The sequence below is a fragment of the Calditerrivibrio sp. genome (genome assembly GCF_049968475.1).
Classification (GTDB): Bacteria; Chrysiogenota; Deferribacteres; order Deferribacterales; family Calditerrivibrionaceae; genus Calditerrivibrio; species Calditerrivibrio nitroreducens_A.
In genome coordinates this window covers 12,452-37,765 of the sequence record NZ_JBMFQS010000003.1, presented here as the reverse complement: position 1 = coordinate 37,765, position 25,314 = coordinate 12,452, and the positions used below count along the sequence as shown (strand labels likewise).

Sequence of the window (25,314 nt, the reverse complement as noted above, 5' to 3'; positions counted from 1 at the left end):
AAGAGGTTTTTTTATGAAAATGTTATGTTTCGGAGCCGGTGCAGTTGGATCTTTATTCTGCGGGCTCATGGCAAATAAAGGTTATAATATCGATTTTATAGCAAGAGGTGAACACCTAAAAAGATTACAGGATAAGGGGAGTTTAACTATAAATAGTTATAGATACGGTCATATAATAGTTCCCGTCAAAGCCTATGACATACCCCAATCCCAATATGATATAGTTTTCATAGCTGTAAAATCTCAGGATACAGCTAATGCCTGTGCATCGATCAAAGATTTTATCAAGCCAGAATCTATAATAATTTCTATGCAAAATGGAATAGACAACCCCTCCACCATCGCTTCATTACTGCCAGATCACAAAGTCGTGGCCGCATCCGTTTTTGTGGGATCATCTGTAGACAGCCCCGGAGAGGTAACCCATTCAGCCGATGGCCGTATAATACTTGGTGCCTATACTAGTAACGTTTTAGAGTCTGATTTAAAGCTTATAAAAATGATATTTGACCGTATAGATGTCCCCTGCGCTATATCAGATGACATAAAACTTGTAATGTGGAAAAAACTCCTCTGGAATCTTATTTTCAACCCTCTTTCCGCACTTCTGGAGGCCACCTGCGGCAAATTAGTGGAAAATGATCATAGTAGATATATCATGGAAAAGATGCTTGTGGAAGGTTGCCTTGCTGCAAAGAAAGATGGTGTTGAGATCCCACAGGATTATCTGGAAAAAATCATGGATGTAAAGGGTAACCTATACAATTACAAAACCAGTATGCTGCAGGATATACAAAAGCTAAAAATACCTGAAGTGGATGGGATAATGTTGCCAGTAATAAATAGATTAAAAGATACAAACCCCGCCCCATATACTGAAACGATATACAAACTTTTGAAGTATAAATATGGTAAAAAATATATCTATACCCCAAAACTTACTGTGGATATGATAGTCTGCAACTCTAAAAATGAGATCCTCCTGATAGAAAGGAAAAACCCACCCTACGGCTGGGCAATTCCTGGTGGATTTGTAGACTATGGAGAAACTGTAGAAAATGCCGCCAAAAGGGAGCTGGAAGAGGAAACAGGGATAGCTGTGAATAAATTTGAAATGCTTGGGGTCTATTCCGATCCTGGAAGAGACAGTAGATTTCACACAGTAAGTATTGTTTACTACACCTTTTCTGATGATGATCCAAAAGCTGCTGATGATGCTAAAGATGCAAAATTTTTTAATATAGATAAATTACCAGAAGATATAGCATTCGACCATAAAAAGATAATAGAAGATTTTAAAAATATTCTAAAGAATAGGGGATGGAATGGATTTAAATCTTAAAGATAAAGTAATATTAGTTGCTGCTTCCAGTAGAGGGATAGGCTTCGGTATTGCTCAGGAAACCGCAAAGGAAGGAGCTATCCTTTCAATTGCAAGTCGAAACAGATCTGAAATTGATAAAGCAGCCCAACAATTAAAACAACACACCGAAGTGTCTGCGTTTGTGATGGATGCATCTGATCCTGTTTCAATTAAAAATTGGATTAACGAAACTTATAAAAAATATAATCGCATAGACGGACTTGTGATAAATGCTGGTGGACCCAAAGCAGGTTTTTTTGAAGATCTTTCTGAAGAAGACTGGCTCAATGCCTACAATCTCACCCTTATGAGTGCAGTTAGAATGATAAGGGAGGTTCTACCTTATATGAAGAAAAATAACAGCGGCAGTATCGTTACCATCACCTCCACATCTATAAAAGAGCCTATAGATATTCTTCTATTATCAAATGTTTTCAGATCCGGCGTACAGAGTCTTATAAAATCTCTATCGATAACTCACGGTCAATTCAATATCAGGTTTAACAATGTAGCCCCCGGTAGGATATATACTGATAGAGTAAAAGCTCTTGATGAGATAAATGCTAAAAATAAGGGGATCTCCATTGAAGCCCAAAGATCATCAGAGGAAAGCGCTATCCCACTTCTTAGATATGGAACTACAGAAGAGATTGGCAAAGTAGTTACTTTTCTATTATCTGATGCATCGTCGTATATCACCGGAAGCACAATTTTTGTGGATGGTGGTAAAGTAAAATCCCTTTAAAATGTGGCTTAAAAAGAGATTTTATACCATGTTTTTTTGCAAACATCACATAATCTTCACTAGTAGTTTCAATAATCTTTTCATACTTCAAGCTGTTATTACTTTTATCCGGAATGTAGCTAAAAAGAGACTGCTTTATACTTAACTTGAGTTCTTTATCCATACTCTTTGAAACAACAAACGGAAAATTTAAAATAGGATCACTTTCGTAAATAACCTTGAGATCCTTCCTGACATTAAGATAAATATCTTCATTTAACACGTCCAATCTTGTAACACCCACATCAGCCTTTCCATTCAACACAGATATAAGAACATAGGCTGTTTTCCCCACAAAAGAGATAAAATTGTCCCTCTGTATATCTATACCCATAGACTGAAGGTTATATTTTAAAAAGAGATAACCTCCAAAGCTATGCTCCCCCACAGCTGCTATCTTAATACCTTTGAGTTTATTAAGACTATCTATTTTAGAATCATGTCGAACAATCACTGCCCCCTTAAAGGGTGGGTATCCCGCAGCTATTACCTCCAACGGAACCTTATTTGTAACCAACTTAACTATACAGCTAACGCATGGGACAAATATATCATATTCAAGATTACTAGCTTTGTTCATATATTCTTCATAGGTAGTAGCAGTATAGATTTTTACCTTGCAACCTAAGTCTTTTGATATCTTTTCAGCAATATGTGAGTAATCAGTTACCACCTTTTGGGGATTGGAATATGGAAACACCCCCATTTTAAGTACAACTCAGCAAAAACTGAAAAATTAACTAAAAAGAAAAAATAATCTACCCATATCAGCCTCCTAAATAAATTATACAAAAATTATTCACAATTTTTATATAATTTCTTATCCGATTCTGTCACATCATTGTAGGAAGATATGTAAAAATTGATGCATTTAGAGGATACAATCTTAGCATAATTTACTTTTGTATCGATAATTAGATTAGATTCATTGTCATAGATTCTATACCCTTTTGCATAAGGCACCGCCTCCCAGCTTAAAAAGATCTTATCCTCATCTCTTATAAATTTTATCTTTTCTGGCGGCGTTAAAAAGTATATCTTAGGATTACTGAAAATGATCTTTTTTTCTACCCCAGTATTGTTATACTGATCATATGGTATAATTACGATCTCATTCTGTTCCTTTTCCTCAAGCAAAATCGTCACATTGTCCCCACTAAATCTACCAAGATCTTTGCCATTTAGCTTTACTATAAATCCTCTTGGCACTCTATCAAACTGTAGCGATATCAGAGCTTCACCATTTGGATTTGGCATAATGACAAAACTTTTTATACTTATAGGGCGGGAAAAGAGGATGCTTTTAGGTCTAAAAATAGATTCCACCCCGATATTTTCATCCATATTTGTAAATCTATACACATAGCTATGGGATTCTATGACGTTTTTGTCAACAAATTCCTCTTCAGGCTTTAATTTTATCAAAAATTTAAAGTCTTCAGCACACCTCAAGTCATCAATTGATGACTTTTCTATAAATAAAACATATTTCTCATTATTTTTTATGTATATCCCATCATCAGTATTTTTAAGGATAACGTTCTGTGGGGCAGGGATGATGATAGAATCCTTAGGTTTTGGGTCTAACTTTTTTCCACAACCCATTATCGATATTGCAATGTACAGCAAAAAAACAGTTTTAAGAAACTTAATCATAAAAACCATCCATCATAAATCTATGTAAATTAATTTTTGAAAAATTAACTCCCTTCTGACAGCTTTTTCTTACATTTTTTGCAAAAATATGCAACACCTTTCTGTATACGGTTATGCCTAGTGGCTGTCAGTAGATGTTCACCACAATCACAAATGTATTTGTATCTCTTATAATTTTTCACTTTAGTTGTTGGAAGACTATGGTAAATCTCAGGTACACCACCTATAGAGATACATATATCTTTCCATTCCTTACCATGAGGTTTTACCCTACCTCCATACAATTTATAAGTAATATGATGAGCCACCTCATGACATAAAATATTATTTATCATATCATCCGGATATCTTTGTATAAGATCTTTATTAAGATTGATTAAACCTCTTTTTGGGTAATACTTACCGGCGGCAATACCTTTTAGTTCGCACTTGATTGTTACCCCAGTCAAATCCACACCAAATATTTCAACTGACCTACTGTTTAATGCCAATAATTTACTGTATAATCTTTTTTTAATCTCATACATCTTTAATAATTTTCAAAGCTTCCTTAAACTCTTCTGTCCCACCCTTTTCCAGCAATTGAAAAATTAAAGTTTCTGTATTGGTGAGTATCCCCCCAGCAATTTTGAGATATTCAAGGGCATTTTTCCAGCAGTGTTTCTTTATGGATAATACCGCATCCTCCACAACAAAAACATTATAGTCAGCATCCAGCAGATCAAGAGCTGTCTGCAATACACAGACATGAGCCTCCATACCAATAACAAATATATTTTTACACTCACATAGATAATCAGTGAATCCGGGCTCTCTGTATGCAGAAAAATGGATCTTTTCAAAATATCCCTCACCTAAGATATCCCGCAATTCTTTAACAGTATCCCCCAGACCTTTTGTATAGTGTTGTGTGATAAAATAAGGTAGATTGATAAGCTTTGCAAATTTAGCCAGTTTTATCATATTTGAAAGTTTCTCTCTATATATATCTGGATTCATAGCCTTAACCAGATTTTCCTGTACATCAATAATGATAAGCCCAGAATTCTCCCTTTTAGGCATAAACATGCTACCCTCCTATTTCTCTTAGAATTTCTATGATCCTCTTTCTGTCATAAGGCTTACTGAGAACATCGATAAAACCATAACTCTTATAATTTCCCATAATATCACTGTCGGTGTATCCACTCATAACAACAGCTTTTACGTCGGGGTCGATTATTTTTAACTTCTCTATTGTATACTTAGCACCTTTACCAATCGGCACAGTAATATCCAGAAATACAATGTCAAATTTTTTATCCCTCTCAAGATGTTCTTTATATATTTTCAAAGCTTCATCACCATCCTCAGCCATGAAAACCTCACATCCCAAACCTTCAAATACCATACCCAATGAATCTCTTACAAAGTATTCGTCATCCATTATCAGTATCTTATGACAGAATCTATCTGCCTCCACTTCTTTATCTACTTTTACAGTTTCTATACCACATTTATCTGATGCAGGTAAATTTATTGTAAAAGTAGTCCCTTTACCCCTTACACTTTCAACGCTAATCCTACCATCATGTTTTTCCACAATTGTTTTTACGATATAAAGCCCCAATCCACTTCCATACTGTTTGGTTGTAAAAAAAGGTTGGAATATATTGTCTATTACATCCTCAGGGATACCCGGTCCTGTATCTTTAACGGTTATCTTAATTGATGGCTTTTCATGAATGAGAAAAGAGTCATCAATTTCTATACCTATATTGATTTCCCCACCTTCAGGCATTGCCTGCTTTGCATTTATTAAAAGATTATGAAATATCTGAGCCACAAGGTTCTGATCAACAAGTCCATAGCACAAATAATCAGTCTTTTTTATTTCATATTTTATATTTGTGCCGCTTAATACAAATCTTGCAGTTTCAGATATCAGACTAAAAAGATCCGTTCCCACAAGGGTCATATGTTCCCCACCCTTTGATAATACCAGCAGCTTATTGGCAAGAAATTTACCTGTTCCACAAAGTGTTATGACGTTGTTAGCAAATTCAACCACCTTTTCATTTTCCCCAAAGTTCATCTTAGCCACAAGCATATAATTATTAATAGCTGATAAGATATTGTTAAAATCATGGGCGATACCACCCGCCACAAGCCCAATCGTCTCTATCTGCTCTTTTCTGATCATCTCTTTTTTGAATTTCTCTTTCTCCGTATCATCCCGAAATACTAAGATAGCCCCTTTAACTTCCCCATTTACAATTATAGGTGCTGCAGAATCTGATATTATCTTTCTATTTCCATTTTTATCAGTTAACACAGTCTTATTTGCAAGACCAACGATTTTCCCCTCTCTCAAAGCCCTCCCAACTGGATTTTCCACCTGCACTCCTGTAATCTCATTATTTATTTTAAATATTTCCACCAGCGGTTTTCCAACCGACTCATTATTTTTATATCCGGTGATTTTTTCAGCTACCTGATTCATCATCTCTACTTTACCATTATTATCTGTAACTATAACACCATCACCAATACTCATAAGGGTAATGAACAATTCATCTTTCAGCCTTTTTATTTTTAAAAATGATTCATAAATATTTTTAGCAAGTATTCTTAATTCATTATCCGGAAAATCTTTTTCATCAAAATTAAGATTCTCTGATTTTGAAGCTTCTTCTGAAAATCTTTTAAGAGCAATAATAGGATTAGACAGATATTTTGATAGATATTTAGCAATAAGATATAAAATGAGAAGATAAACAACAAAGATCATGCCAGTCTGAAGGTAAATCTTTCGCATCTCTTTTCTCAAAAGATCTGTATTTACTTTGACACCGTAAATAAGTTCGTCATTTAGATCTTTTATTATATTAATGTAATTTCGTTCGATCGACCCTGTTTCTGTTGGCAATGGATAATAACCTGAAACGTTCTTCCCACCACTTTCCAAAAATCCCAACCCTTTTAAATTTATCCTTTTGACATATATGGATGGATCTGAATCGTATATCACATTACCCATCTTATCCACAACAAAATATTCAAACTCGCTGTTTGAGTAGCAAACCATGTCCAGAATCTTTCTGATGGATAATCTAAAAACTACTCTATTACCATCAGCCAGATCTTTGTCAAACCTAATCATTACCTCCATATCGTCCACATGATATCTATGGTTATCAATATTTAATGGTTTACCCCGATCTACACGATAAAATTTAGATTCCCCATCAATAACTTTACCATTTTTATCCACGATATATATATCATAAAGTTCCTTCACTCTATAGATAAAATATTTTAGATCGTCCTGTATTGAACCATATCTATGAATTGAATGATCGATTCTTTGTGCGATTCTTCCATCAAAAAATTCTATTTCATCTTCAAGTTTATTATTCATCATTTCTACTTGCCTATGGGCTATCTCATTGATATTCTGATAAACATGTTCCATCATCAAAATTCCGAAAACCATCAGCAATAAAACAACTGGGGCTATACTATAAATAAACAGTTTGTAGAATATATCTGTGGTAATCCTTTTCATTCCACAATCCTATCAGCATAACCGAAGTAAGATTTATTAAATTTCATCTTTGTGTTGGTTATACTTTTTCTATTCAAGTATAATTCCATCTTATCAGGTCTTAATATAGGTAAATTTTTAGGTTCGATCCCCTTTAAAGTTAGGAATAGGTAATATGAAGCTTGAACTCCATCATTGTAAAAAGATTGGGAATAAGCAAGTGTAGCACCTTTTTGAACCAGATAGGTGTCTATAGCCATAATGGGAATTCTATTTCTATCTGCAAAATCACGAATCTTACTAAAATATTTTACAGAGTATGGGGAAGGCGCCATAAAAACACCGGTGTTTTCTGAAACCAGCTTTTGTGCATCATCTATCGATTTTTCATCAATTAAAGGTAAAAGGTATAGTTCTAACCCGATATTCCCTGCAATATCCTTATATTGGGCAAGATGTTTCTCAAGAAATTTCTCATTAGGACCGTAGAATATTATCACCCTCTTAAGTTCAGGAAATGCATCTTTGAATATCTCCATCCTTTTAGCTAAAGTTACAAACGCTAACCTTGATACCCCCACAAAGTTTGTCCCACTCGATTTTTCATCCATAGTCAAACCACTTTCCAGCGGGGATGCCACCTGAGTAAAGATAACATAAAAACCATATTTATCGTTTAACTCTTTTATTTTTTGATTAACTGGGGTCGTTGTGGCTAAAATTATCTTTATACTTTTCTGATGAAACAATTCAAGTGCCGGCTCCACCTTAGTCAAATCACCATCTATATTAACCACCTGAAATTCAACATCCAAATAGTTATATTTTTTTACACCATCGCTAAATCCCCTGAAACTATCCTCAAATTCCTTTGAAAATATTATAACGCCTACTTTCTTTTGTGGGTATGATCTTGACTCTGAATTATTCTTAAATATGAAAAATAACGCCAGAAAGAACAATACAAATGTTATTACTATTAAGAATGTTTTCATCCTTTTCATACTTATATTCTAAAATGGAAATTTTTTTTGTCAACAGAATCTACCCCTCATCACCACATTTTTGGTGCATCTAAGTAAAAATTCGATTTATTTAACAACAAATAGCACAGAGAATCACAGAGAGTTTTTTTATTGTATATTTTTAAGACCCAAATATCTTTGCCTGTTTATATCTTTGCGCTTTAACTAATTAAACAGGACTTTTTATGCTTTATCTTTTAATCCAGCAGGTTTGGAGATATATCAATCCTGGCATCTTTTTTTAATCTATCTATGTAGCTATTGTAAGCCTCTGTTTGTTTTAGATTGATGAGGTACTGAGCTATGGTATTTCTCTGCTCCGGAAGCTTATCATCAGAAGCTGGTATAAAGTTTTTCACATATATCACATAATAGCTGTTGCCATGCTGAATAGATTTCCTCACCATAGATGGTGCTTTTGTTGTAAAAATTGCTTCCGTCATGGTACTATTCACCCCTATATTGGGTATTGGATCTATCCTTTTAAATGCTGCCACATCCTGTGGAGCAAGATTTAGAAATTTAGCAGCCTCATTAATACTTGATTTGTCTGCCGCCTCGTCAGCCTTCTTCTTTGCTATGATGGAGGATTGCTTTTGTATGTATGATTTTATAACCTTGTCTTTAATCTTCTCCAGTGGAGGCACTGTGGGTGCTATCTTGTCTGCAACTTCAAACAGATAATATTTCCCATTTATCAGAAATAGCGGGCTTAATTCTGTTTTGTCCATTTTTAAAAGCTCATTTTTTATATCCTGTGGAATAAAAATATTGTTAACCCCTTCAGACAGATAGCCTATCTCTTTAATTTCAAGTGCCTTAGGATTTTTCGCAATATAACCAGACAGATTGCCAAAGCTCTGTATTTCTTTATATTTTGTCTGTACAGTCTGTTTAAACTGTGCCATAATTTTATCTTTGAGTATTGTCGCTCTTATCTGATCCCTCACCTCTTGAAATGTGTACTCTTTTTTAGGAAGATATTTTTCGTTTTTGATTATATGATATCCAAATGATGTCTTCACCGGCTTACTTATCTCACCCTCTTTAAGGCTAAACAATGAATCTTCAAACTCTTTTATCATCATCCCCCTTTTTATAAAGCCAAGATCCCCACCATTATTTTTGGATATATCATCAGAATACTGTTTTGCAAGTTCTTCAAATTTCCCTCCAGACCTGGCTTTTTTGTAAATCTCTTCAGCTTTTTTCAGTGCTTTTTCCACAGATGAGTTGTCCTGGAAGTTATCAATTTTTATAAGTATATGCCTTGCTTTTATCTGCTCATCCTGTTTAAATTTTTCCTTATTCTTTAGATAATAGCTCTGAAGCTCCTGCTCAGATATATTGTCATCAATTTTTACATTGTCAGGCGTAAATTCTACATATTTTAACTTCACTTTTACTGGCTCTAAAAATTCATTTTTATTTTCAAGATAATATTTCTCAATGGTTTTGTCATCAAATTTTACATCTTTTTCAAAATCTTCTGGAGAAACTTTTATGTAAGATATCTCAGCCGCTTTATTTCTCATTCTGTACTCTTTTAAAATCTCCTGATCATTTACATATATGGATGTGGCAATTAAACCTTTGATCTTGTTTAAAAGCAAATTCACTCTAATATCATTTTCAAAAGCATCAGGTGTGATATGATTTAATCTAAGTACCTCCAGATATCTGTTTTTGTCAAACTGACCGTTTACCTGGAAAGCCGGCACCTTTTTGATCTCCTCCAATATTTCAGCATCTGTAACAGGCAGTTTCAGTCTGTTTGCCTCATCCAGAAGTAGATATTTGGATATTATCTCTTCAATAACCTGTCTTGAAAGTATTTTTTGGTCTATGTTACTTCCAAAAAGCTGCCTGTATGTGTTTGAAATATTTTCATAAGTTGTCTTATACTCATTGAAGCTCACAACATGATCATTTATTTTAAGTGCATAAGTTTTCTGATTTCCTTTGCCACCAACTCCCCATACTAAAAATATTGTCCCTATAAATGATGCAATCACGATCCACAAGAAAATTGAAAGAATTTTTCTCTGGTTGCGAAAGTGTCTCAGCATATATATCCCTCATAGTTATTTTTCTTATTATTTAATAAAAGCCCGACAGGGTTGCTTCGGCACATGGGGTAACTACTACCGTTGCTTCCTTCCGGACCTGGCGGGGTTCATAGTCGACCCATTGCAAAGTCCCCATCGAGCTATTAATATCCACCAACAACCTGGTGGACAAAACGGAGAGGGCGGGATTTGAACCCGCGGTAGGGGATTACCCTACACACGCTCTCCAGGCGTGCTCCTTAAACCGGGCTCGGACACCTCTCCAAAAAAGGGATGTTTATTATAACAAGATTTTTTCATTTGTCTATAATATTTTTGTAAACTATTTCCTGTTTACAAGATATTCTAAAATCTGCCCCTGCTTACCATCAAACTTTGCGCCATATTTCTCCATTCTTTTAATGGTATTTTTCCATTCTTCTCTACTTTTCTGTTTTTTCTCGATAATTTCAAGCCCGTGACAACTGCTGCATTTTTGGGCAAATACCTCATAGTTACTCTCTTTGGAAAAAGCAAAAACTGAACCATTTATGAAAATCATCACAAGAATAATAGTCATCTTTTTCATAGTCAACTCCTTATGTTTCTATATAATATTTCAATAACAATTGCAATAGATAATAAAAAAACCAGCCACCAATACCCTATGATACTAAAAATAGTATTATCTTTATTTAAATATCCATCGCAGCTAAGTATCCCTTTTTCATTTATCATTTTTATTGCCGTAACTTGCCCATACGGTGCTATGCAGGCAGATATTCCGGATTGGGAGCTTCTTACAATACCTCTTCCCGTCTCAATACTTCTCATTATACTTATTGCAAAATGCTGATATCTCCCAAGTGATTTCCCAAACCAGCTATCATTAGTGGTAACAACGACAATCTCTGCCCCCTTTCTCACATTTTCAATCATCCGTTTATAAAATGCATCCTCAAAACAAATGAGATTACCAATTTTTTTACCTTTATACTGAAAGATCTTGCTCTCTTTCCCTTCCGAAAAATCGTTGTTACCGCCAAAAAAGTACCTCTGGATCGGTGCAGTTATAAACTTCATCGGAAAATATTCACCAAAAGGTACAAGATGGATCTTGTCGTAATAATCCATTTCACCATTATTAAAATAAAAATTACTATTATATACTTCAACCCTCTCATCTTTTTTTTGGTATCTTATATTACCCACTATGATCCCTTTATAATATGAATAGGATTTAAAATAGTTCATGATTCTTTCATCATCCTGAATATACAGAGGAAATGATGACTCAGGTAATACAACTAGACTGCTACCTTTTTTCATCGCCTCATCTGCAGTCTGCAAAACCTCCCTTACAACATTACTCCTCTCATCCGGATCCCATTTTTTAAGGTAATTATACGAAGGTTGAACTATTGTCACATCTATCTTTTCAAATCTTCTAAAATCTTCCTTCAGTCTAAAATATGCTAAATGTGAAATTATGGTAAGTCCAATAAAATAGATTAGATATCTTTTATACCCCATAATGATATATACCAATAGTATATTTGATAACATTATAATAAAGCTGACTCCTATCTCCCCCACATAAGCCGCATTTAGCGCTAATGGTCTATATAACAGGCTATTTAATCCCAGATTCATCCAGGGAAACCCACTAAATAATAAGCCTTTAATCAGCTCTATCACAGCAAAAACCATCGATATAATAAATACATTATTAAATTTTACTACGATTCTAAAAAATAATACCCAGAATACACTTAAATATCCAGCAAGCATAATCAGTAATATTACTCTTACCGCAATATTTACATCCCCAAAATAATTTACCGTTTCAGTCACCCAATAAAAAGCAATAATATTATACAACATTGAAAAGGTAATGGATATGCTGAACCATCTGTCTTTATACTTATAAACCCCATAGATAACTGGCACAAGTGCAATATAAACTAATAGCGAATAACCAAAACCTGGCCCACTTATCGTTAGTAAAAATACAGAAATAACTGCCAATAAATAAATCTTCAACTTATCCATCATCTAATCCATTTTTGATGTCTCATCTAATACCAGAAATATCTTATTATATATCCATCAATTAACAGAATTATTCAATTGTTGCAATATATTTCTTGATTTTTTAATATAATCCAATATTATTATAAAAAATACCAGGGGTGATAAGATGGATGTTTCGGTAGAACTTTTTGATGACAAAAAAGCTGCTGTAATAAAGATACCCACAAGATTAGATGCAAGTAATTCGCAACCATTCAAAGAAAAGATGTCAGAGCTTGTGGATAAGGGTTATATAAACCTTATCATTGATCTTACCCAGACACACTTTATAGATTCCAGTGGCCTTGGTGCATTAGTAGGGAAAATAAGTACCTGCAGAAAAAATGGTGGAGATGTAAAATTAATATCCCCCACCCAGAGGGTTATGGAGATACTACAGATCACAAACCTGGATAAGATTCTAAAAATTTATAAATCTTATGAAGATGCAATGAAATAAAAGGCGGGGTTTACCCGCCTTTTTTATTCTTCAGATAAATTCAAAAATCTTTCAGCAGCTAGATAAAGAGCTATACATATACCTATAGCACCAATTACAACAGCTATCTCAGTGAACGATGGGAAATAATGCACTAAACCATCCGCAGTAGCCCCCTCAATACCTGCACCTGGTGCTGGTTCCCTCATAGGAACAATCTGTCCAGCCACAACAAGATTGTATCTCATAAAAAAGATCCCAATCATTGCAGATATAGCTGCATAGTAGGCCGCCTTTAAACTTGAAGCTTTTGTGGCAATTATCAATATAAATGGTATTAACATCCCCAATAATATTTCAAACAACCAAAAGCTCAGTTTCAAAGGACCAAACATAAGAGCCATTGTAGCCTCAAACTTTTCTGGTGGAGCACCATATACAGATGTGATGAGCCTCCAGATTTCAAAGAATATAAAAATTCCCAGTACTAATCCAAAAAGCTTAGTTATACCACGAACAGCTTCGTTGGCTTTTGTTGGAAGTCTATCTATTCCTCCATATGCTATGCTGAATACTATTATAATCACTGCAGAGCCTGAAACTATAGCGGAAAGAATGAAGTAAATTGGTAAAAATGGTCCATGCCAGAAAGGTCTTGCTTCCAATAAGGCAAATACAGATCCAAGGTTTGAATACGCAGATATACCTGCCAGGAATCCACCTAAACCAGCCCAGAAAGCCCCTTTATGATTATGGGTCATCAGAAAATAGAATTCAACGATTATAAACACGAGTTCAACACTATACAGCGTACCCATCCACCAAATGGCAGATTGCAGATTTGGGGAGATGACGTTGTAAATAGCCATTCTAAAAGGATGGCCAAGATCCATACCTATTACAGAAAATCCACAAAGTAACGTAAGAATTGCAAGGATAATAGCTCTCTTACCTATTACTTCATATTTTTCAATACCAAACACATGAGCCATTGAAGATACCAAGCCCAAACCTGTGCTTGAAGCAACAAAGAATACATATGTAGAAATCAATATCCCCCATGGAGCAGACCTTGTAACTCCAAGAGTTTTCGCTTGTCCATTTATGAGGATATTTCCAGCACCAATAATATATAGGCCACCTATTATTAGAAAAATAATAATTGCTTTTAATGGAATTTTATCATTACCTTTTAACATATCAGGAGTTAAGAATCCCAAAACTCCACCAGTATTTTCGCTATGTACAGCCATTTTTACCTCCTTAAACTATATAATAGAGCTTAGGCTTTGTGCCTTTCTCTGGTTTTAAAACCGTATGCTCATGTTCCACAAGAAGTTTTGAAACTTTACTTTCAGGATCATTTAAATCGCCAAATACCCTTACCTTTGGAGGACATGTTTCCACACAAGCAGGCTCTCTTCCTTCAGCTAATCTATGATAACAAAATGTACATTTGTCTATGGCATGTACATTTTCGCTTTCATATCTTGCATCATATGGACATGCAGTCATACAATATTTACAGAGGATACATTTATCATAATCGATCAATACAACCCCATCCTCAGTTTGATAAGAAGCGCGCGTAGGACATACTTGAACACAGGGGGGATTCGAACATTGCTGACACTGGGATGGTAAAAATTCCCTTTTTATAACAGGAAAGCTCCCCCTGAATGGTTTTTCTGCCACCCATATTCTATAAGCATAGGGTCCTTTGGGAACATTGTTTTCCATTTTGCAGGCAATTGTACATGCCTTGCAATCTATACATTTAGAGGCATCTAAAACGATAGCATATCTTTTTTTATTACTCATATATCACCTCTCTTACCTAAGCCTTCTTTATTTCTACAAAAGTTTCATGAAGAAGGGCATTACCTGAAATAGTCTCAACATAATCCTCAAGAATCTCAGCTTCTGAGCCACCCACTTTATAAATATGAGATAACCCTTTAGACAATCTACCAAATCCATGAACATAGTAAACTGTATCTGGTCTAATAAACTCTGTCACATATGCCTTTAATACCTGCTCTCCTACTCTGCTTTTTACAATAACTCTATCACCATTATTGATACCTTTTTCTGCTGCAACTTTTGAATTTATCCAGACCATATTCTCTTTTGAACCAAAAGCATCCAACAAATATTCATCATTTTGAGTACTTGCATGGGTAAATTGAGCATGTCTTCCAACCACGAATCTAAACTGTCCAGGAGCTGGCTGAGCAGGTCTTCTGTAAACAGGTAAAGGATCAAGCCCCTTTTCTGCATATTTTTCAGAGTAAAGCTCTATCTTACCAGATTTTGTTTTAAATATAAACCCATCTTCAAGGGATTTCCCATAAGCCCTTTTATCGGTAAGGTAAAATACCCCTTCTTTTTCCAACATCTCATAAGCCCCTTCAAACATCTTGAGCTGATGCTTCATCTGTGCTTCTCTTGGTTTGCTAAACTCATCGATATACTCTTCAAAAATAGCTTTTGCCTCTTCTGGATCATCAGTATCTTCAAACCATCCTGGAAGTTCCATAAAAGCTTTTGCAAATCCAAGAGCAATCTCTCTCATAGACTTTGTATCATACACCGGTTTTATAACCTCTTTCCTGGCGACAACTATAGAAACAACTCCACCCTGAGTTTCAGCAGGATCCCATCTTTCTAAATATGTGGATTCAGGAAGGACGTAGTCAGCATACCATGCGGTATCAGAAAACTGTGTGTCTATAGCCACAACAAGATCCATCTGATTCAACATCTGCAGCGTTTTCTTTCTATTAGGTACAGATTCCACAGGATTCTGCTTGTAAACAAACAAACCTTTAACAGGATATGGCTGGCCTCTTAATATGGCTTCTCTGAAAACCACCCAGCTACCATCAGTTTCACCCAAATACGCACATTGATCAGTCAACAATCCGTAATTCTCCCTTGCATAAGGAGGCAATAGGTCTTTTATGAAAGGTCTTACACCAACATCTATCCTTTCAGGGTTTGTTTTATCGTATACCATGAAATCGAAATCATGCTTACCAATAGCTATTGGTGCTTTAGACATCAAACCACCTGGTCTATCCCAGCACCCACAGATGGCGTTAAGTGTAGCGCAAGCTTTCCTGAACTGCACATCGTTGGCATACCAAGAAGTTCTTCTGCCAGGATACCACACAGATGCAGGTGCATTCTTGGCAAACTCCCTTGCAAGCCAATATATCTCTGAGGCAGGGATTTCACACTCCTTCTCTGCCCATTCTGGGGTGTACTGTTTTACATGTTCTGCAAGCTTTTCAAAGCCCACAGTATATTTTTCCACAAAAGCCTTATCGTATAGATTTTCAGCTATTATGACATTCATCATAGCCAGAACAACCGCAAGATCAGTACCAGGCTTTATCGGATACCATTTATCTGCGATAGCAACAGTTTTAGTGGCTCTTGGATCTATATAGATGAGTGTTTGTTCCCTATGTTTTTTAGCGATATCAATCGTGTCTGGGGTGTATATCGCTTCAGCTCTATTAGCACCAGACATAATCACAAACTTTGAATTGACTATATCAGCATCAGGATATGTGCCAAATACAGCGGAGAAACCCTGAATTACTGAAGAAAGACAGAGGGTGGGATGTCTAACTGTATTGACAGAACCTATCATACCTGCCATATGCTTGAAAAATGCCTCCTGAAAACCCTCTGTGGAAGCAAAAGCAATAGCAGATCTGTTGTCATATTTTTTAATTATTTCATATGTCTTCTGGGAGATCTCCTTAAATGCCTCTTCCCATGAAATCTCTTTCCACTGACCTTCGCCACGGGCACCAACCCTCTTTAAAGGCTTTTTAGGTCTATCAGGGTCGTATGGAAATTTTGCACCAGCATTACCTCTGGCACAAAGCATGCCCCTTGATTTGAAAAACTTTGGATTTGGATTTAGCTTTCTTATTACACCATTATTTACTTCTGCAATAAGTCCGCATTTATTTACGCATACTTCACATGAGCTAAAAACAAATTCTCTACCAACTTTACCCTGTGGAACACCTTCTTTTGAAGCAACAGCCCTAACAGAAGAAAGATTTGAAGCAAGTACAGCAGTAGCAATAGTCCCACTACTGAAAGCCAGAAACTTTCTTCTTGTCAACTTTGTTTTAAAAGACATTCTATGCCTCCTTTTTAAAGTATAAAAAACTTTTAGCAAAATTTATACAAAATACAATATAATGTCAATATTTTTTTAATTTTTTTAGCAATGATTTATGTATATATTATATAAAAAAAGTATGATATTGGCCATGTTAATTTAAGACTTATATTGTATAAAAATAAGTCATTCATAAATCATTATATATTAAAAGTTAAATATTTTTAACTATAAAATAGAGATATATGATGCATTCAAAATCTTAATAAGATTTTTTATGTTGCTAATTTTTATCTGTTATAGTAATATATTTATATGAAAAATTTTTATATCGGTAGACAACCTATACTTGACAAAAACAACAGCGTTTATGCATATGAACTGCTTTTTAGAGAAAGCACTCAGAATGCAGCCAATTTTAAAGATGCCAGATACGCAATATCCAGAACTATACTAAATGCAATAGATAAGTTTGGTATAGACAATATATTAAACAATGCAAAAGGTTTTTTAAATGTAAACGAAGAGTTCCTAATGGGGGATTTCATAGAAATTTTAGATAAAAAAAGATTTGTTTTTGAAATTTTAGAAACTTCCAACGTTGACAATAAACTTATCTCAAGGGTTTTAGAACTTAAAAAAAAGGGATACCGCTTTGCTCTGGACGATTTTATATTTACAGAAGCATATATCAAGACCTTCAAACCTTTTTTTGAAATAGTGGATTTTATCAAAGTGGATATTAGGGGTTCCACCAAATACGATCTGATAAAGAAAACCAGAAATCTCAAAAGTTTAAATGCAAAACTACTTGCAGAAAAAGTTGAAACCTATGATGAGTATGTTTTTACAAGAGATTTAGGATATGAATTGTTTCAAGGATACTATTTCGAAAAGCCCACAATTATGATAAAGCAGGGACATTCTTCAAATAGAGCGATTATTTTCAAAATCATCAATGCTATTAATAATAACGTCAGGACATCAGAGATAGCAAATTATTTTGAACTCGAACCAAACCTTACGATAAGTCTTTTAAAATTTATAAACTCTGCTGCATTCTATTTTAGAACAAATATAAACTCAATTACACATGCAATAAATCTTATAGGTCTTATTAAATTACAAAATTGGCTCCTTTTGATGAGCTACGCCGAAGGGGAATCCCCATCCAGCTCTCCTCTTTTCCACGCCGCCATTATAAGAGGTAAAGTATTAGAATACTTATTAGAAAAAATTTCAAATGACCAGCGGATTATCGATAAAGGGTTTCTAGTGGGAGTTTTATCTCTATCTGATGCCATATACAAAACACCTTTAGAGGATATTTTAAAAGATTTAAATGTGGATGATGACATAAAAAAAGCAATTATAGAAAAAGAAGGGGTAATGGGCAAACTACTTCAACTTACAGAATACGATGAAAAAAATGAGTACGAAAAGTTTTTAGAATTATCAATAGAATTAAAAATAGATGAGATGTTGTTTAACGATGCAAAACTCTCCAGTTTTATTTGGCTTAACACTCTTCTAAAGAGTCTTTAACCAAAAATCTTCTTATATATTGCAAACTGCTTGGCAACTCTTCCACTTCTTCCCCCTCTATCCATAGCAAAATTTTCTGCATCTCTTTCCCAGTTTTCATATAAGCTGAGATTAAAAAGATTTAGGTAATACCTGACAATCTGAAGATAATCATCCCTACTCATTGGATAAAAACCCACCACGAGACCAAATCGGGAATAAAGTGATATAGATTCATTTTCATCATCACGGCTATAAATATCTGAGCTATCGTGTGCTTTTTCAAAAATAAGATGCCTTCTATTGGAGGTTGCCACAATCATGAGGTTTTCAGGCTGGGAAATCAGCCCCCCTTCCAACAAAGATTTAAAACTGCGGTATTTCTCATCATCGTAGTTGAATGATATGTCATCAAAGAAAAGTATAAATTTATATTCAGAAGTTGAAACAATTTCATATAGTCTATAAATAGATTTCAGATTATCATCAATATACTGAATTATTTTAAGGCCTTTAGAATGGTATTTATACAAAATATTTTTTATAATTGACGACTTACCACCTCCCCTTTCCCCCCATAAAAGCATATTTAAATACACACCTTCATCTATGAATGATATAATATTCTTTTCTATCCTATTGATCTGTTCATCCAGGCAGATTAGATTATCATACTTTAATCTTATATTTAGAGGTATAATCTCAGAATTATCCCACAAAAAAGCTATATGTTTTGAAAACATCAGCCCAAAATCCTGGCAACCTCTTTTGCAAAGTACGTTAAAATTAGATCAGCTCCGGCTCTTTTTATCGAAGTGAGGGATTCCATAATAACCCTATCCTTATCAACCCACCCATTTCGTACAGCCGCCATAATCATCGAATATTCACCACTTACGTTGTACGCCGCAATTGGCAGGTCAAAATTTTCCCTTAGATCTCTTATTATATCAAGATAAGGCAGAGCAGGTTTAACCATCAGTATATCAGCCCCTTCCTCAAGATCGTACCTTGCTTCTCTTAGAGCCTCCCGTCTATTAGCTGGATCCATCTGATAGCTTCTTCTGTCACCAAACTGAGGGGTACTTTCCGCTGCTTCCCTGAAAGGTCCATAAAATGCAGATGCATATTTGACTGAATAGCTCATTATTGGGATATGCTCAAATCCATTATCATCCAAGGTATCTCTGATAACCGCCACCCTTCCATCCATCATATCACTGGGAGCCACCATATCAGCGCCTGCCTTAGCGTGAGACAGAGCCTCCACCGCAAGGTATTTAAGGGTTGTATCGTTGTCCACATCCCCATCTTTTATAATTCCACAATGCCCATGAGATGTATATTCACACATACAAACATCGGTAATTATATACAATCCTGTGTTCTGTTTTATGGCTCTGATTGCCTGCTGTATAACCCCATTATCATTGTAAGCCTCACTACCAAGCTCATCTTTATGGTTTGGTATCCCAAATAATATAATCGATTGCAAACCAAGTCTTTCAAGCTCTATACATTCTTTTACAATATAGTCGATGCTCATCTGGTAAACATCCGGCATGGAGGAGACCTCTTTTTTTATGCCCTCCCCTTCCACAACGAATAAAGGGTAAATAAGATCATCCAGAGATAAAACAGTTTCCCTTACCATCCGTCTTATTTTTTCATTTTTTCTTAATCTTCTACCTCTTTCTATGGGATATGCCATAAAACCACCTCCAGCTTGAGCTTTTATACACAAATATAATGGTATAAGTCAATAAAACTTTTTTCAACAGCAAAATAATACTCCCATAATCCCAAATAATTAAAACAAACAATAAACATACTTTCCTAAACAGTTCCCTATCCTTTACAATACCACCCTTTTGTTACTTTGCATATCTTCACAACAGAGAGCATCACAGGTACCTCCACAAGTACACCCACAACTGTGGCAAGAGCTGCTCCAGATTCTGGGCCAAAGAGTGTGATGGCAGTGGCAACGGCCAATTCAAAAAAATTACTTGCCCCTATAAGAGCACCTGGTGCTGCAATTTCAAAATTTACCCTGAATTTTTTCATCAGTAGATATACCACAGAAGAGTTGAAATAAACCTGAACTAAAATAGGTATTGCAATCAAAATAACGTGAAACCATTTATTTGTTATATTATCTGATTGAAATGCAAATATAAGTACCAATGTCAGTAAAAGAGCACTTACAGCTACAGGGTGAAGCTTTTTGATGAATGAGTCAAACCATTCTCTGGATTTAATTTTCAAAAGGATATAACGGGTTAAAACCCCAAAAGATAAAGGGACAACTATGAATATAATCACAGAGTAAAACAGAACACCCATAGGCACAGTGAGATTAGATGCCCCACTAACCAGTAACCCCACAATAGGAGCAAAAGCCACAAGCATAATAAGGTCATTCAAAGCCACCTGCACAAGGGTATAAGCAGGATCACCATCCACAAGGTAGCTCCAAACAAACACCATCGCTGTACAGGGTGCTGCAGCAAGAATTATAGTGCCCGCAATGTACTGATCCGCCATATCTATAGGTATGATCTTAGCAAAAAAACTTTAAAAAAGAAAAATGCAATAATAGCCATACTGAATGGCTTAACGAACCAGTTTACAAAAGCAGTTATCAATAACCCTTTTGGATTTTTACCAACATTTAAAACTGAAGAGAAATCCACCTTTAGCATCATAGGGTATATCATTAGCCATATAAGAATTGCTATTGGCAGATTGATCTGGGATCCCTTTGGAATCTCGATATCCCTAAGAGTTTTTATAAATTCCGGAGCTATTCTGCCCAGAAATACACCCACCACCATACATAATCCCACCCAAATTGTGAGATAACGGTCAAAAAAACTCATTTTTTTCTCAGCCGTTTTTAAATCTCCTTTGCCAGATCTTCTTTTATATATCTTTTTATCTGATCCCTGACCTTTCTAAAAAAATTTAGTTTGTCCTCTTCAGAGCCCTGAAATTTCGCAGGATCTTCAAACCCCTTATGTATGAGTCTCGTCTTCTTCAAATAGACAGGGCAGGTTTCATTAGCATCATCACATACTGTTACAACAGCATCAAAATCTATATCTTTCAGTTCTGTTATTGTTTTGGAGTAATGACCGGAGAGATCCATGCCATCTTCCTGCATAACTTTCACCATATAGGGGTTTAATCCATGCTTTTCTATCCCTGCGGAATATACATTGTATCTTTCTCCCAGAAATAATCTGCCATAACCCTCAGCCATCTGACTTCGGCATGAATTACCCGTACATAAAAAAAGAAGATTCCTTTTCTTCATATTATCATACTCCTTAACATACAAAAATAGTATGGTTTATTTACAAGAGAAACTGCCGTCGGATCTTTCCCCATTTATTATAACATAATCTGCTTTTATTTACAATTTAGTTTACAAATTTTTGAAAATATTTTTGTAGCCCCGGCATAATAACCACAACGATAGGAAACGCAATTACAAAAGCAAGTATCCAGCCCCTGATGAATCTAAACCAAAAGTTAGGATCATTAAAACCAAAATTTACAATCGTGGATATAAAAACCACCACCAGTGTCATGATTAACACCATAGTAGCCATAGTTAATAGTCTAGCCTGTTTTTGGTCATGCTTTTATCTCCTGTTTTATTTTTTCATCTGCAAAATAATCTTTTTAACCTGTTCTAAATTCGGTAAAGGTTTACCTTCATGTACCACAACTTCATCAATTGCAAGCCCTGGAGTGGTCATAACATACTTAATTATCTCATTGATCTCTTTTACATATTCGATCGTCACATCTGTAAGCTGTAGTTGTTCAACTGCTTCACAAACCGTTTTGTAAAGTATTTCACAATTTCTGCAGCCTGTCCCAAGAATCTTGATGTTCATAAGTTACCTCCTATTTACATAGTATATTTTTATTTTCACAACAACCTGTTTCAAACTGCACCGTAACATGAGTTATACCGTATTCATTCAACAACAACTCAATTTTTTCTCTAATCCCTTCCGTCTTACTTATCATCATATCCGTAACATCAGCATGCATTTCGATATGAATCTCCTTCTCCCCCACCTGCCATAGGTGTATATGATGAACGTTTTGAACATCTTCGATAGATTCAAGCTTCATTTTTATCTCATCCAACGATATATCTATTGGAGCACCTTCCATAAGTATATGGACACTTCTCTTTAAAATACCAAAGCTCTCCTTAAAAACATAAATCCCTATTAGAATGGTCAGCACAGGATCTATCCAATAAATTTTAAAGAATATAATCCCTAATGCCCCAATTATAACTGCCACAGAAGAAATTGCATCTGATAACATATGCAGATAAGCCGACTTTACGTTTATATTATCTTTTGATCCTGATTCCAGAAGAAAAATAGAGATAACATTACCCAATAGACCTATTACAGCAATGACAAGCATCGCCCCAGCCATGATCGGCTCAGGATGATAAAATCTTTTTACCGCTTCGTAAAAAAGGTATATAGAAACACCCACCAAAACAGCAGAATTCAATAAAGCCGCAAGAATCTCAGCCCTTTTTAAACCAAATGTATGTTTTAAGCTGCTGCTTTTTTTACCAAGCTGAATGGCAATATAGCTTATTACCACCGCCACCGCATCAGAAAGATTATGTAGAGCATCTGATATAAGGGAAAGGCTGCCAGAAATTATACCGCCTACGACTTCAGATGTTGTAATAGCAAGATTAAGTATAATTACCCAAAAAAGCCTTTTTCCAGATATATCTTCCACATGACTATGATTATGACCGTGATCATGGTTGTGATTGTGTGTATGTTCAGACTCACAGCATTTGTTATTCATATTATTATCGCTCATTTACTCACCTTTGCTTATGCCCATTTACCATATATAATTCCTGCAATGGTGGACATTACAATAACTAACAAAACATATACAACTGTTTTTTTAGTACCAATTACACTTCTTATAACAAGCATGTTTGGTAAGCTTAAAGCCGGACCTGACAACAGAAGTGCAAGTGCAGGACCCTTACCCATGCCCGACCCCATAAGTCCTTGAAGTATAGGGATCTCAGTCAAAGTGGCAAAGTACATAAAAGCCCCAACAACCGAAGCAAAAAGATTTGAGAAAATAGAATTACCCCCCACCAAACTCTCCACATACTTAGATGGGATGATCCCCTCGTGTCCGGGTCTACCAAACAAGAATCCAGCCACAAGAACACCAATAAACAAAAGGGGAATAATCTGCTTTGCATATATCCATGTCTCCTCCATCCATGAAAGATTTTCATCTTTACCCATTGTGGTAAATGCAATTACAATTGTTGCTAGCAAAGAGATTGCGGTAAGTACCCATTTATACTGGTAGATAAGTGCAAATAAAGTCCCTTCATTTATTGGCTTTGCCCATGTGGCAAACAGCAATACCCCCAAAAGTGAAACAAAAAGTAAAATTGTTTTAAAAGGGGAACCTCCTTTTGTCAAGCTCATTGTAGGGGTAGCTTTGGCCATCTCTATCTGTCTTTGACTCTCCTCTTTATGAAAGATTAATGCCATAACCAAACCTATCAAAATGGAAAAAGATATAGCCCCAATCGCTCTGGCAATACCCATCTCAGATCCAAGTACCCTTGCAGTAAGCACAATTGCCAATATATTTATGGCAGGCCCTGAATATACAAAAGCTATAGCAGGACCCAGTCCAGCACCCCTTGCATATATACCAGTAAAAAGTGGTAAAATTGTACATGAACAGACCGCAAGTAGAGTACCTGAAACAGATGCTACACCGTACGATACTATCTTTTTGGCACCCACTCCAAAATAACGTACCACAGATGCCTGAGAAACCTTTACACTGACAGCACCTGCTATAAAAAGTGCAGGGATAAGACATGTTAGGGTATGTTCCCTTACATAGTCCTGAAGCATAAAAAACCCTTCCAATATTGCGTTGCTAACTCTTGGACTGCCAAATGGAACAAAATAAACATACAAAAATATACCCACCAACATCAAAAACTTGTTTATCTCCTTCATAATTCACCTCTTGAATATTTTACAAAAAGGAATATATAATGATAGTAATATTTGTCAAGCATATTTTTATATTTATCGAAATATGGAAAGAGGTTTATATGGACAGTTTAAAAAAAGTTTCAACAGTATTAAAAGCCCTATCAGATGAAAACCGACTCAGAATAGCCATTATGCTCCTTGAAAGACCTATTTGCGTTTGCGAAATAAATGAGATACTTCATATCGCCCTCTCTACCATTTCAGCCCATCTTAAAACACTTAAGTTTGCAGGAATAATAACCGATGTAAAAGATAAAAGATGGGTGGAATACAGGCTAACAGATGATAAAGAAATACGAGAACTTTTAACTTTCATCAAAAACAATTTATCAAATTGCCAGATAATCTTGCAAGACATTGAAAAGCTATCAAAAATAGACAGATATACCTGTTCAAACCGGTAAAAAATCTCCTAAATGGTTGCATAGACACTTAACAAAAGTTTCAAAACAGTAATCATTCGATTTAAAACTATTCTACAAAGTATCAGACAACCATCCACTAATATAGCAATTATCGATTAAAAACAAAACATTATCTGTCTAAAGATTAATCAGCCATAGACATTACCTTAAAAACAGTCTTAACTATCAACATAATAATATTTGGCATAAATCTTTCTATT

The 25,314-nt window shown here is 35.2% G+C and carries 24 protein-coding genes, 1 tRNA gene, 1 other RNA gene and 1 pseudogene; 5 read left to right on the top strand and 22 right to left on the bottom strand.

The window, feature by feature from the left end; all coding sequences use genetic code 11:
* Positions 1 to 13 precede the first annotated feature (13 nt).
* Both ACP5Q2_RS03965 and ACP5Q2_RS03960 read left to right on the top strand, forming a co-directional pair.
* Positions 14 to 1,342, top strand: coding sequence for a 2-dehydropantoate 2-reductase (locus ACP5Q2_RS03965; RefSeq protein ID WP_428097445.1), 1,329 nt, complete (start codon positions 14 to 16; stop codon positions 1,340 to 1,342).
* Positions 1,326 to 2,108, top strand: a complete 783-nt coding sequence (locus tag ACP5Q2_RS03960) for an SDR family oxidoreductase (protein WP_424605033.1) — start codon at positions 1,326 to 1,328, stop codon at positions 2,106 to 2,108. The genes ACP5Q2_RS03965 and ACP5Q2_RS03960 overlap by 17 nt, the downstream gene beginning before the upstream one ends.
* Here ACP5Q2_RS03960 and ACP5Q2_RS03955 read toward each other — a convergent pair.
* From ACP5Q2_RS03955 to lnt, 11 genes are all read right to left on the bottom strand, one after another.
* Positions 2,059 to 2,853: a phosphate/phosphite/phosphonate ABC transporter substrate-binding protein gene (locus tag ACP5Q2_RS03955; protein WP_428097442.1), complete on the bottom strand. Its 795-nt coding sequence runs from the start codon at positions 2,851 to 2,853 to the stop codon at positions 2,059 to 2,061. The two genes, ACP5Q2_RS03960 and ACP5Q2_RS03955, sit on opposite strands and share 50 nt — an antisense overlap.
* A gap of 89 nt (positions 2,854 to 2,942) precedes the next feature.
* Complete coding sequence (locus tag ACP5Q2_RS03950) at positions 2,943 to 3,803, bottom strand: hypothetical protein (RefSeq protein WP_424605035.1); 861 nt, start codon at positions 3,801 to 3,803, stop codon at positions 2,943 to 2,945.
* A gap of 44 nt (positions 3,804 to 3,847) precedes the next feature.
* The gene (locus ACP5Q2_RS03945) at positions 3,848 to 4,330 is read right to left on the bottom strand and encodes a SprT-like domain-containing protein (protein ID WP_428097438.1); all 483 of its coding nucleotides are present in this window, start codon (positions 4,328 to 4,330) and stop codon (positions 3,848 to 3,850) included.
* On the bottom strand, positions 4,323 to 4,871 hold the full coding sequence (locus tag ACP5Q2_RS03940; RefSeq protein ID WP_428097436.1) for an isochorismatase family protein: 549 nt from the start codon (positions 4,869 to 4,871) through the stop codon (positions 4,323 to 4,325). Before ACP5Q2_RS03940 ends, ACP5Q2_RS03945 begins: the two co-directional genes overlap by 8 nt.
* 1 nt (position 4,872) lies before the next feature.
* Positions 4,873 to 7,350: an ATP-binding protein gene (locus ACP5Q2_RS03935; protein ID WP_428097433.1), complete on the bottom strand. Its 2,478-nt coding sequence runs from the start codon at positions 7,348 to 7,350 to the stop codon at positions 4,873 to 4,875.
* Positions 7,347 to 8,333, bottom strand: a complete 987-nt coding sequence (locus tag ACP5Q2_RS03930) for an ABC transporter substrate binding protein (RefSeq protein WP_428097430.1) — start codon at positions 8,331 to 8,333, stop codon at positions 7,347 to 7,349. Before ACP5Q2_RS03930 ends, ACP5Q2_RS03935 begins: the two co-directional genes overlap by 4 nt.
* 218 nt (positions 8,334 to 8,551) lie before the next feature.
* Positions 8,552 to 10,423, bottom strand: coding sequence for a SurA N-terminal domain-containing protein (locus tag ACP5Q2_RS03925; RefSeq protein WP_428097427.1), 1,872 nt, complete (start codon positions 10,421 to 10,423; stop codon positions 8,552 to 8,554).
* Between the two features lie 40 nt (positions 10,424 to 10,463).
* Positions 10,464 to 10,561: signal recognition particle sRNA small type (ffs, locus tag ACP5Q2_RS03920), an RNA gene on the bottom strand.
* Between the two features lie 36 nt (positions 10,562 to 10,597).
* Positions 10,598 to 10,687 (bottom strand) — tRNA-Ser (locus tag ACP5Q2_RS03915).
* Between the two features lie 58 nt (positions 10,688 to 10,745).
* Positions 10,746 to 10,991, bottom strand: a complete 246-nt coding sequence (locus tag ACP5Q2_RS03910) for a hypothetical protein (protein WP_424605041.1) — start codon at positions 10,989 to 10,991, stop codon at positions 10,746 to 10,748.
* A gap of 2 nt (positions 10,992 to 10,993) precedes the next feature.
* Positions 10,994 to 12,454, bottom strand: a complete 1,461-nt coding sequence (gene lnt, locus ACP5Q2_RS03905; RefSeq protein ID WP_428097424.1) for an apolipoprotein N-acyltransferase — start codon at positions 12,452 to 12,454, stop codon at positions 10,994 to 10,996.
* 148 nt (positions 12,455 to 12,602) lie between these two features.
* Between lnt and ACP5Q2_RS03900 the strand changes: the two genes are divergently transcribed.
* Positions 12,603 to 12,935, top strand: a complete 333-nt coding sequence (locus tag ACP5Q2_RS03900) for an STAS domain-containing protein (protein ID WP_424605043.1) — start codon at positions 12,603 to 12,605, stop codon at positions 12,933 to 12,935.
* Positions 12,936 to 12,958: 23 nt separating this feature from the next.
* Here the strand turns inward: ACP5Q2_RS03900 and nrfD are convergent, their stop codons facing one another.
* The 3 genes from nrfD to ACP5Q2_RS03885 are packed head-to-tail and all read right to left on the bottom strand — an operon-like array spanning position 12,959 to position 17,079.
* Positions 12,959 to 14,167: an NrfD/PsrC family molybdoenzyme membrane anchor subunit gene (gene nrfD / locus ACP5Q2_RS03895; RefSeq protein WP_428097420.1), complete on the bottom strand. Its 1,209-nt coding sequence runs from the start codon at positions 14,165 to 14,167 to the stop codon at positions 12,959 to 12,961.
* Between the two features lie 10 nt (positions 14,168 to 14,177).
* A complete protein-coding gene (locus ACP5Q2_RS03890) occupies positions 14,178 to 14,735 on the bottom strand; it encodes a 4Fe-4S dicluster domain-containing protein (protein ID WP_424605045.1) in 558 nt (185 codons plus the stop codon).
* A 16-nt stretch (positions 14,736 to 14,751) separates the two neighbouring features.
* On the bottom strand, positions 14,752 to 17,079 hold the full coding sequence (locus ACP5Q2_RS03885) for a molybdopterin-containing oxidoreductase family protein (RefSeq protein WP_428097417.1): 2,328 nt from the start codon (positions 17,077 to 17,079) through the stop codon (positions 14,752 to 14,754).
* A 297-nt stretch (positions 17,080 to 17,376) separates the two neighbouring features.
* Here ACP5Q2_RS03885 and ACP5Q2_RS03880 point away from each other — a divergent pair, with 297 nt between their 5' ends.
* Positions 17,377 to 18,606, top strand: a complete 1,230-nt coding sequence (locus ACP5Q2_RS03880; protein ID WP_428097414.1) for an EAL and HDOD domain-containing protein — start codon at positions 17,377 to 17,379, stop codon at positions 18,604 to 18,606.
* Here ACP5Q2_RS03880 and ACP5Q2_RS03875 read toward each other — a convergent pair.
* From ACP5Q2_RS03875 to ACP5Q2_RS03840, 8 genes and pseudogenes are all read right to left on the bottom strand, one after another.
* On the bottom strand, positions 18,603 to 19,328 hold the full coding sequence (locus ACP5Q2_RS03875) for a DUF815 domain-containing protein (RefSeq protein WP_424605048.1): 726 nt from the start codon (positions 19,326 to 19,328) through the stop codon (positions 18,603 to 18,605). The two genes, ACP5Q2_RS03880 and ACP5Q2_RS03875, sit on opposite strands and share 4 nt — an antisense overlap.
* Positions 19,328 to 20,296: a porphobilinogen synthase gene (gene hemB / locus ACP5Q2_RS03870; protein WP_424605049.1), complete on the bottom strand. Its 969-nt coding sequence runs from the start codon at positions 20,294 to 20,296 to the stop codon at positions 19,328 to 19,330. The genes ACP5Q2_RS03875 and hemB overlap by 1 nt, the downstream gene beginning before the upstream one ends.
* Before the next feature lie 137 nt (positions 20,297 to 20,433).
* Positions 20,434 to 21,467, bottom strand: a pseudogene (arsB, locus tag ACP5Q2_RS03865) (ACR3 family arsenite efflux transporter).
* A 17-nt stretch (positions 21,468 to 21,484) separates the two neighbouring features.
* Positions 21,485 to 21,904 (bottom strand): arsenate reductase ArsC, encoded by a 420-nt coding sequence (locus ACP5Q2_RS03860; protein WP_428097411.1) that lies wholly within the window; start codon positions 21,902 to 21,904, stop codon positions 21,485 to 21,487.
* A 106-nt stretch (positions 21,905 to 22,010) separates the two neighbouring features.
* A complete protein-coding gene (locus tag ACP5Q2_RS03855) occupies positions 22,011 to 22,202 on the bottom strand; it encodes a DUF2798 domain-containing protein (protein ID WP_424605051.1) in 192 nt (63 codons plus the stop codon).
* A 45-nt stretch (positions 22,203 to 22,247) separates the two neighbouring features.
* Positions 22,248 to 22,493 carry a thioredoxin family protein gene (locus ACP5Q2_RS03850; RefSeq protein ID WP_424605052.1) on the bottom strand — a complete coding sequence of 82 codons (246 nt, stop codon included), beginning with the start codon at positions 22,491 to 22,493 and terminating at the stop codon, positions 22,248 to 22,250.
* Positions 22,494 to 22,503: 10 nt separating this feature from the next.
* Positions 22,504 to 23,463 (bottom strand): cation diffusion facilitator family transporter, encoded by a 960-nt coding sequence (locus ACP5Q2_RS03845; RefSeq protein WP_428097406.1) that lies wholly within the window; start codon positions 23,461 to 23,463, stop codon positions 22,504 to 22,506.
* 14 nt (positions 23,464 to 23,477) lie between these two features.
* Positions 23,478 to 24,650: a permease gene (locus tag ACP5Q2_RS03840; RefSeq protein WP_428097403.1), complete on the bottom strand. Its 1,173-nt coding sequence runs from the start codon at positions 24,648 to 24,650 to the stop codon at positions 23,478 to 23,480.
* A gap of 98 nt (positions 24,651 to 24,748) precedes the next feature.
* On the opposite strand from ACP5Q2_RS03840, the gene ACP5Q2_RS03835 reads away from it, so the two are divergent.
* Positions 24,749 to 25,093 carry an ArsR/SmtB family transcription factor gene (locus ACP5Q2_RS03835; protein ID WP_424605055.1) on the top strand — a complete coding sequence of 115 codons (345 nt, stop codon included), beginning with the start codon at positions 24,749 to 24,751 and terminating at the stop codon, positions 25,091 to 25,093.
* Positions 25,094 to 25,314 lie beyond the last annotated feature (221 nt).

Excerpts from the sequence above, each read along its gene's own strand:
- ACP5Q2_RS03880 (WP_428097414.1), top strand. The coding sequence starts at position 17,377 with ATGAAAAATTTTTATATCGGTAGACAACCTATACTTGACAAAAACAAC.
- ACP5Q2_RS03860 (WP_428097411.1), bottom strand. The coding sequence starts at position 21,904 with ATGAAGAAAAGGAATCTTCTTTTTTTATGTACGGGTAATTCATGCCGA.
- ACP5Q2_RS03945 (WP_428097438.1), bottom strand. The coding sequence starts at position 4,330 with ATGTATGAGATTAAAAAAAGATTATACAGTAAATTATTGGCATTAAAC.
- nrfD (WP_428097420.1), bottom strand. The coding sequence starts at position 14,167 with ATGGCTGTACATAGCGAAAATACTGGTGGAGTTTTGGGATTCTTAACT.
- ACP5Q2_RS03935 (WP_428097433.1), bottom strand. The coding sequence starts at position 7,350 with ATGAAAAGGATTACCACAGATATATTCTACAAACTGTTTATTTATAGT.
- ACP5Q2_RS03835 (WP_424605055.1), top strand. The coding sequence starts at position 24,749 with ATGGACAGTTTAAAAAAAGTTTCAACAGTATTAAAAGCCCTATCAGAT.
- ACP5Q2_RS03840 (WP_428097403.1), bottom strand. The coding sequence starts at position 24,650 with ATGAAGGAGATAAACAAGTTTTTGATGTTGGTGGGTATATTTTTGTAT.
- ACP5Q2_RS03885 (WP_428097417.1), bottom strand. The coding sequence starts at position 17,079 with ATGTCTTTTAAAACAAAGTTGACAAGAAGAAAGTTTCTGGCTTTCAGT.
- ACP5Q2_RS03855 (WP_424605051.1), bottom strand. The coding sequence starts at position 22,202 with ATGGCTACTATGGTGTTAATCATGACACTGGTGGTGGTTTTTATATCC.
- ACP5Q2_RS03950 (WP_424605035.1), bottom strand. The coding sequence starts at position 3,803 with ATGATTAAGTTTCTTAAAACTGTTTTTTTGCTGTACATTGCAATATCG.
- ACP5Q2_RS03960 (WP_424605033.1), top strand. The coding sequence starts at position 1,326 with ATGGATTTAAATCTTAAAGATAAAGTAATATTAGTTGCTGCTTCCAGT.
- lnt (WP_428097424.1), bottom strand. The coding sequence starts at position 12,454 with ATGGATAAGTTGAAGATTTATTTATTGGCAGTTATTTCTGTATTTTTA.
- ACP5Q2_RS03910 (WP_424605041.1), bottom strand. The coding sequence starts at position 10,991 with ATGAAAAAGATGACTATTATTCTTGTGATGATTTTCATAAATGGTTCA.
- ACP5Q2_RS03965 (WP_428097445.1), top strand. The coding sequence starts at position 14 with ATGAAAATGTTATGTTTCGGAGCCGGTGCAGTTGGATCTTTATTCTGC.
- ACP5Q2_RS03930 (WP_428097430.1), bottom strand. The coding sequence starts at position 8,333 with ATGAAAAGGATGAAAACATTCTTAATAGTAATAACATTTGTATTGTTC.
- ACP5Q2_RS03900 (WP_424605043.1), top strand. The coding sequence starts at position 12,603 with ATGGATGTTTCGGTAGAACTTTTTGATGACAAAAAAGCTGCTGTAATA.
- ACP5Q2_RS03955 (WP_428097442.1), bottom strand. The coding sequence starts at position 2,853 with ATGGGGGTGTTTCCATATTCCAATCCCCAAAAGGTGGTAACTGATTAC.
- ACP5Q2_RS03850 (WP_424605052.1), bottom strand. The coding sequence starts at position 22,493 with ATGAACATCAAGATTCTTGGGACAGGCTGCAGAAATTGTGAAATACTT.
- ACP5Q2_RS03875 (WP_424605048.1), bottom strand. The coding sequence starts at position 19,328 with ATGTTTTCAAAACATATAGCTTTTTTGTGGGATAATTCTGAGATTATA.
- ACP5Q2_RS03925 (WP_428097427.1), bottom strand. The coding sequence starts at position 10,423 with ATGCTGAGACACTTTCGCAACCAGAGAAAAATTCTTTCAATTTTCTTG.
- ACP5Q2_RS03940 (WP_428097436.1), bottom strand. The coding sequence starts at position 4,871 with ATGTTTATGCCTAAAAGGGAGAATTCTGGGCTTATCATTATTGATGTA.
- ACP5Q2_RS03845 (WP_428097406.1), bottom strand. The coding sequence starts at position 23,463 with ATGAGCGATAATAATATGAATAACAAATGCTGTGAGTCTGAACATACA.
- ACP5Q2_RS03890 (WP_424605045.1), bottom strand. The coding sequence starts at position 14,735 with ATGAGTAATAAAAAAAGATATGCTATCGTTTTAGATGCCTCTAAATGT.
- hemB (WP_424605049.1), bottom strand. The coding sequence starts at position 20,296 with ATGGCATATCCCATAGAAAGAGGTAGAAGATTAAGAAAAAATGAAAAA.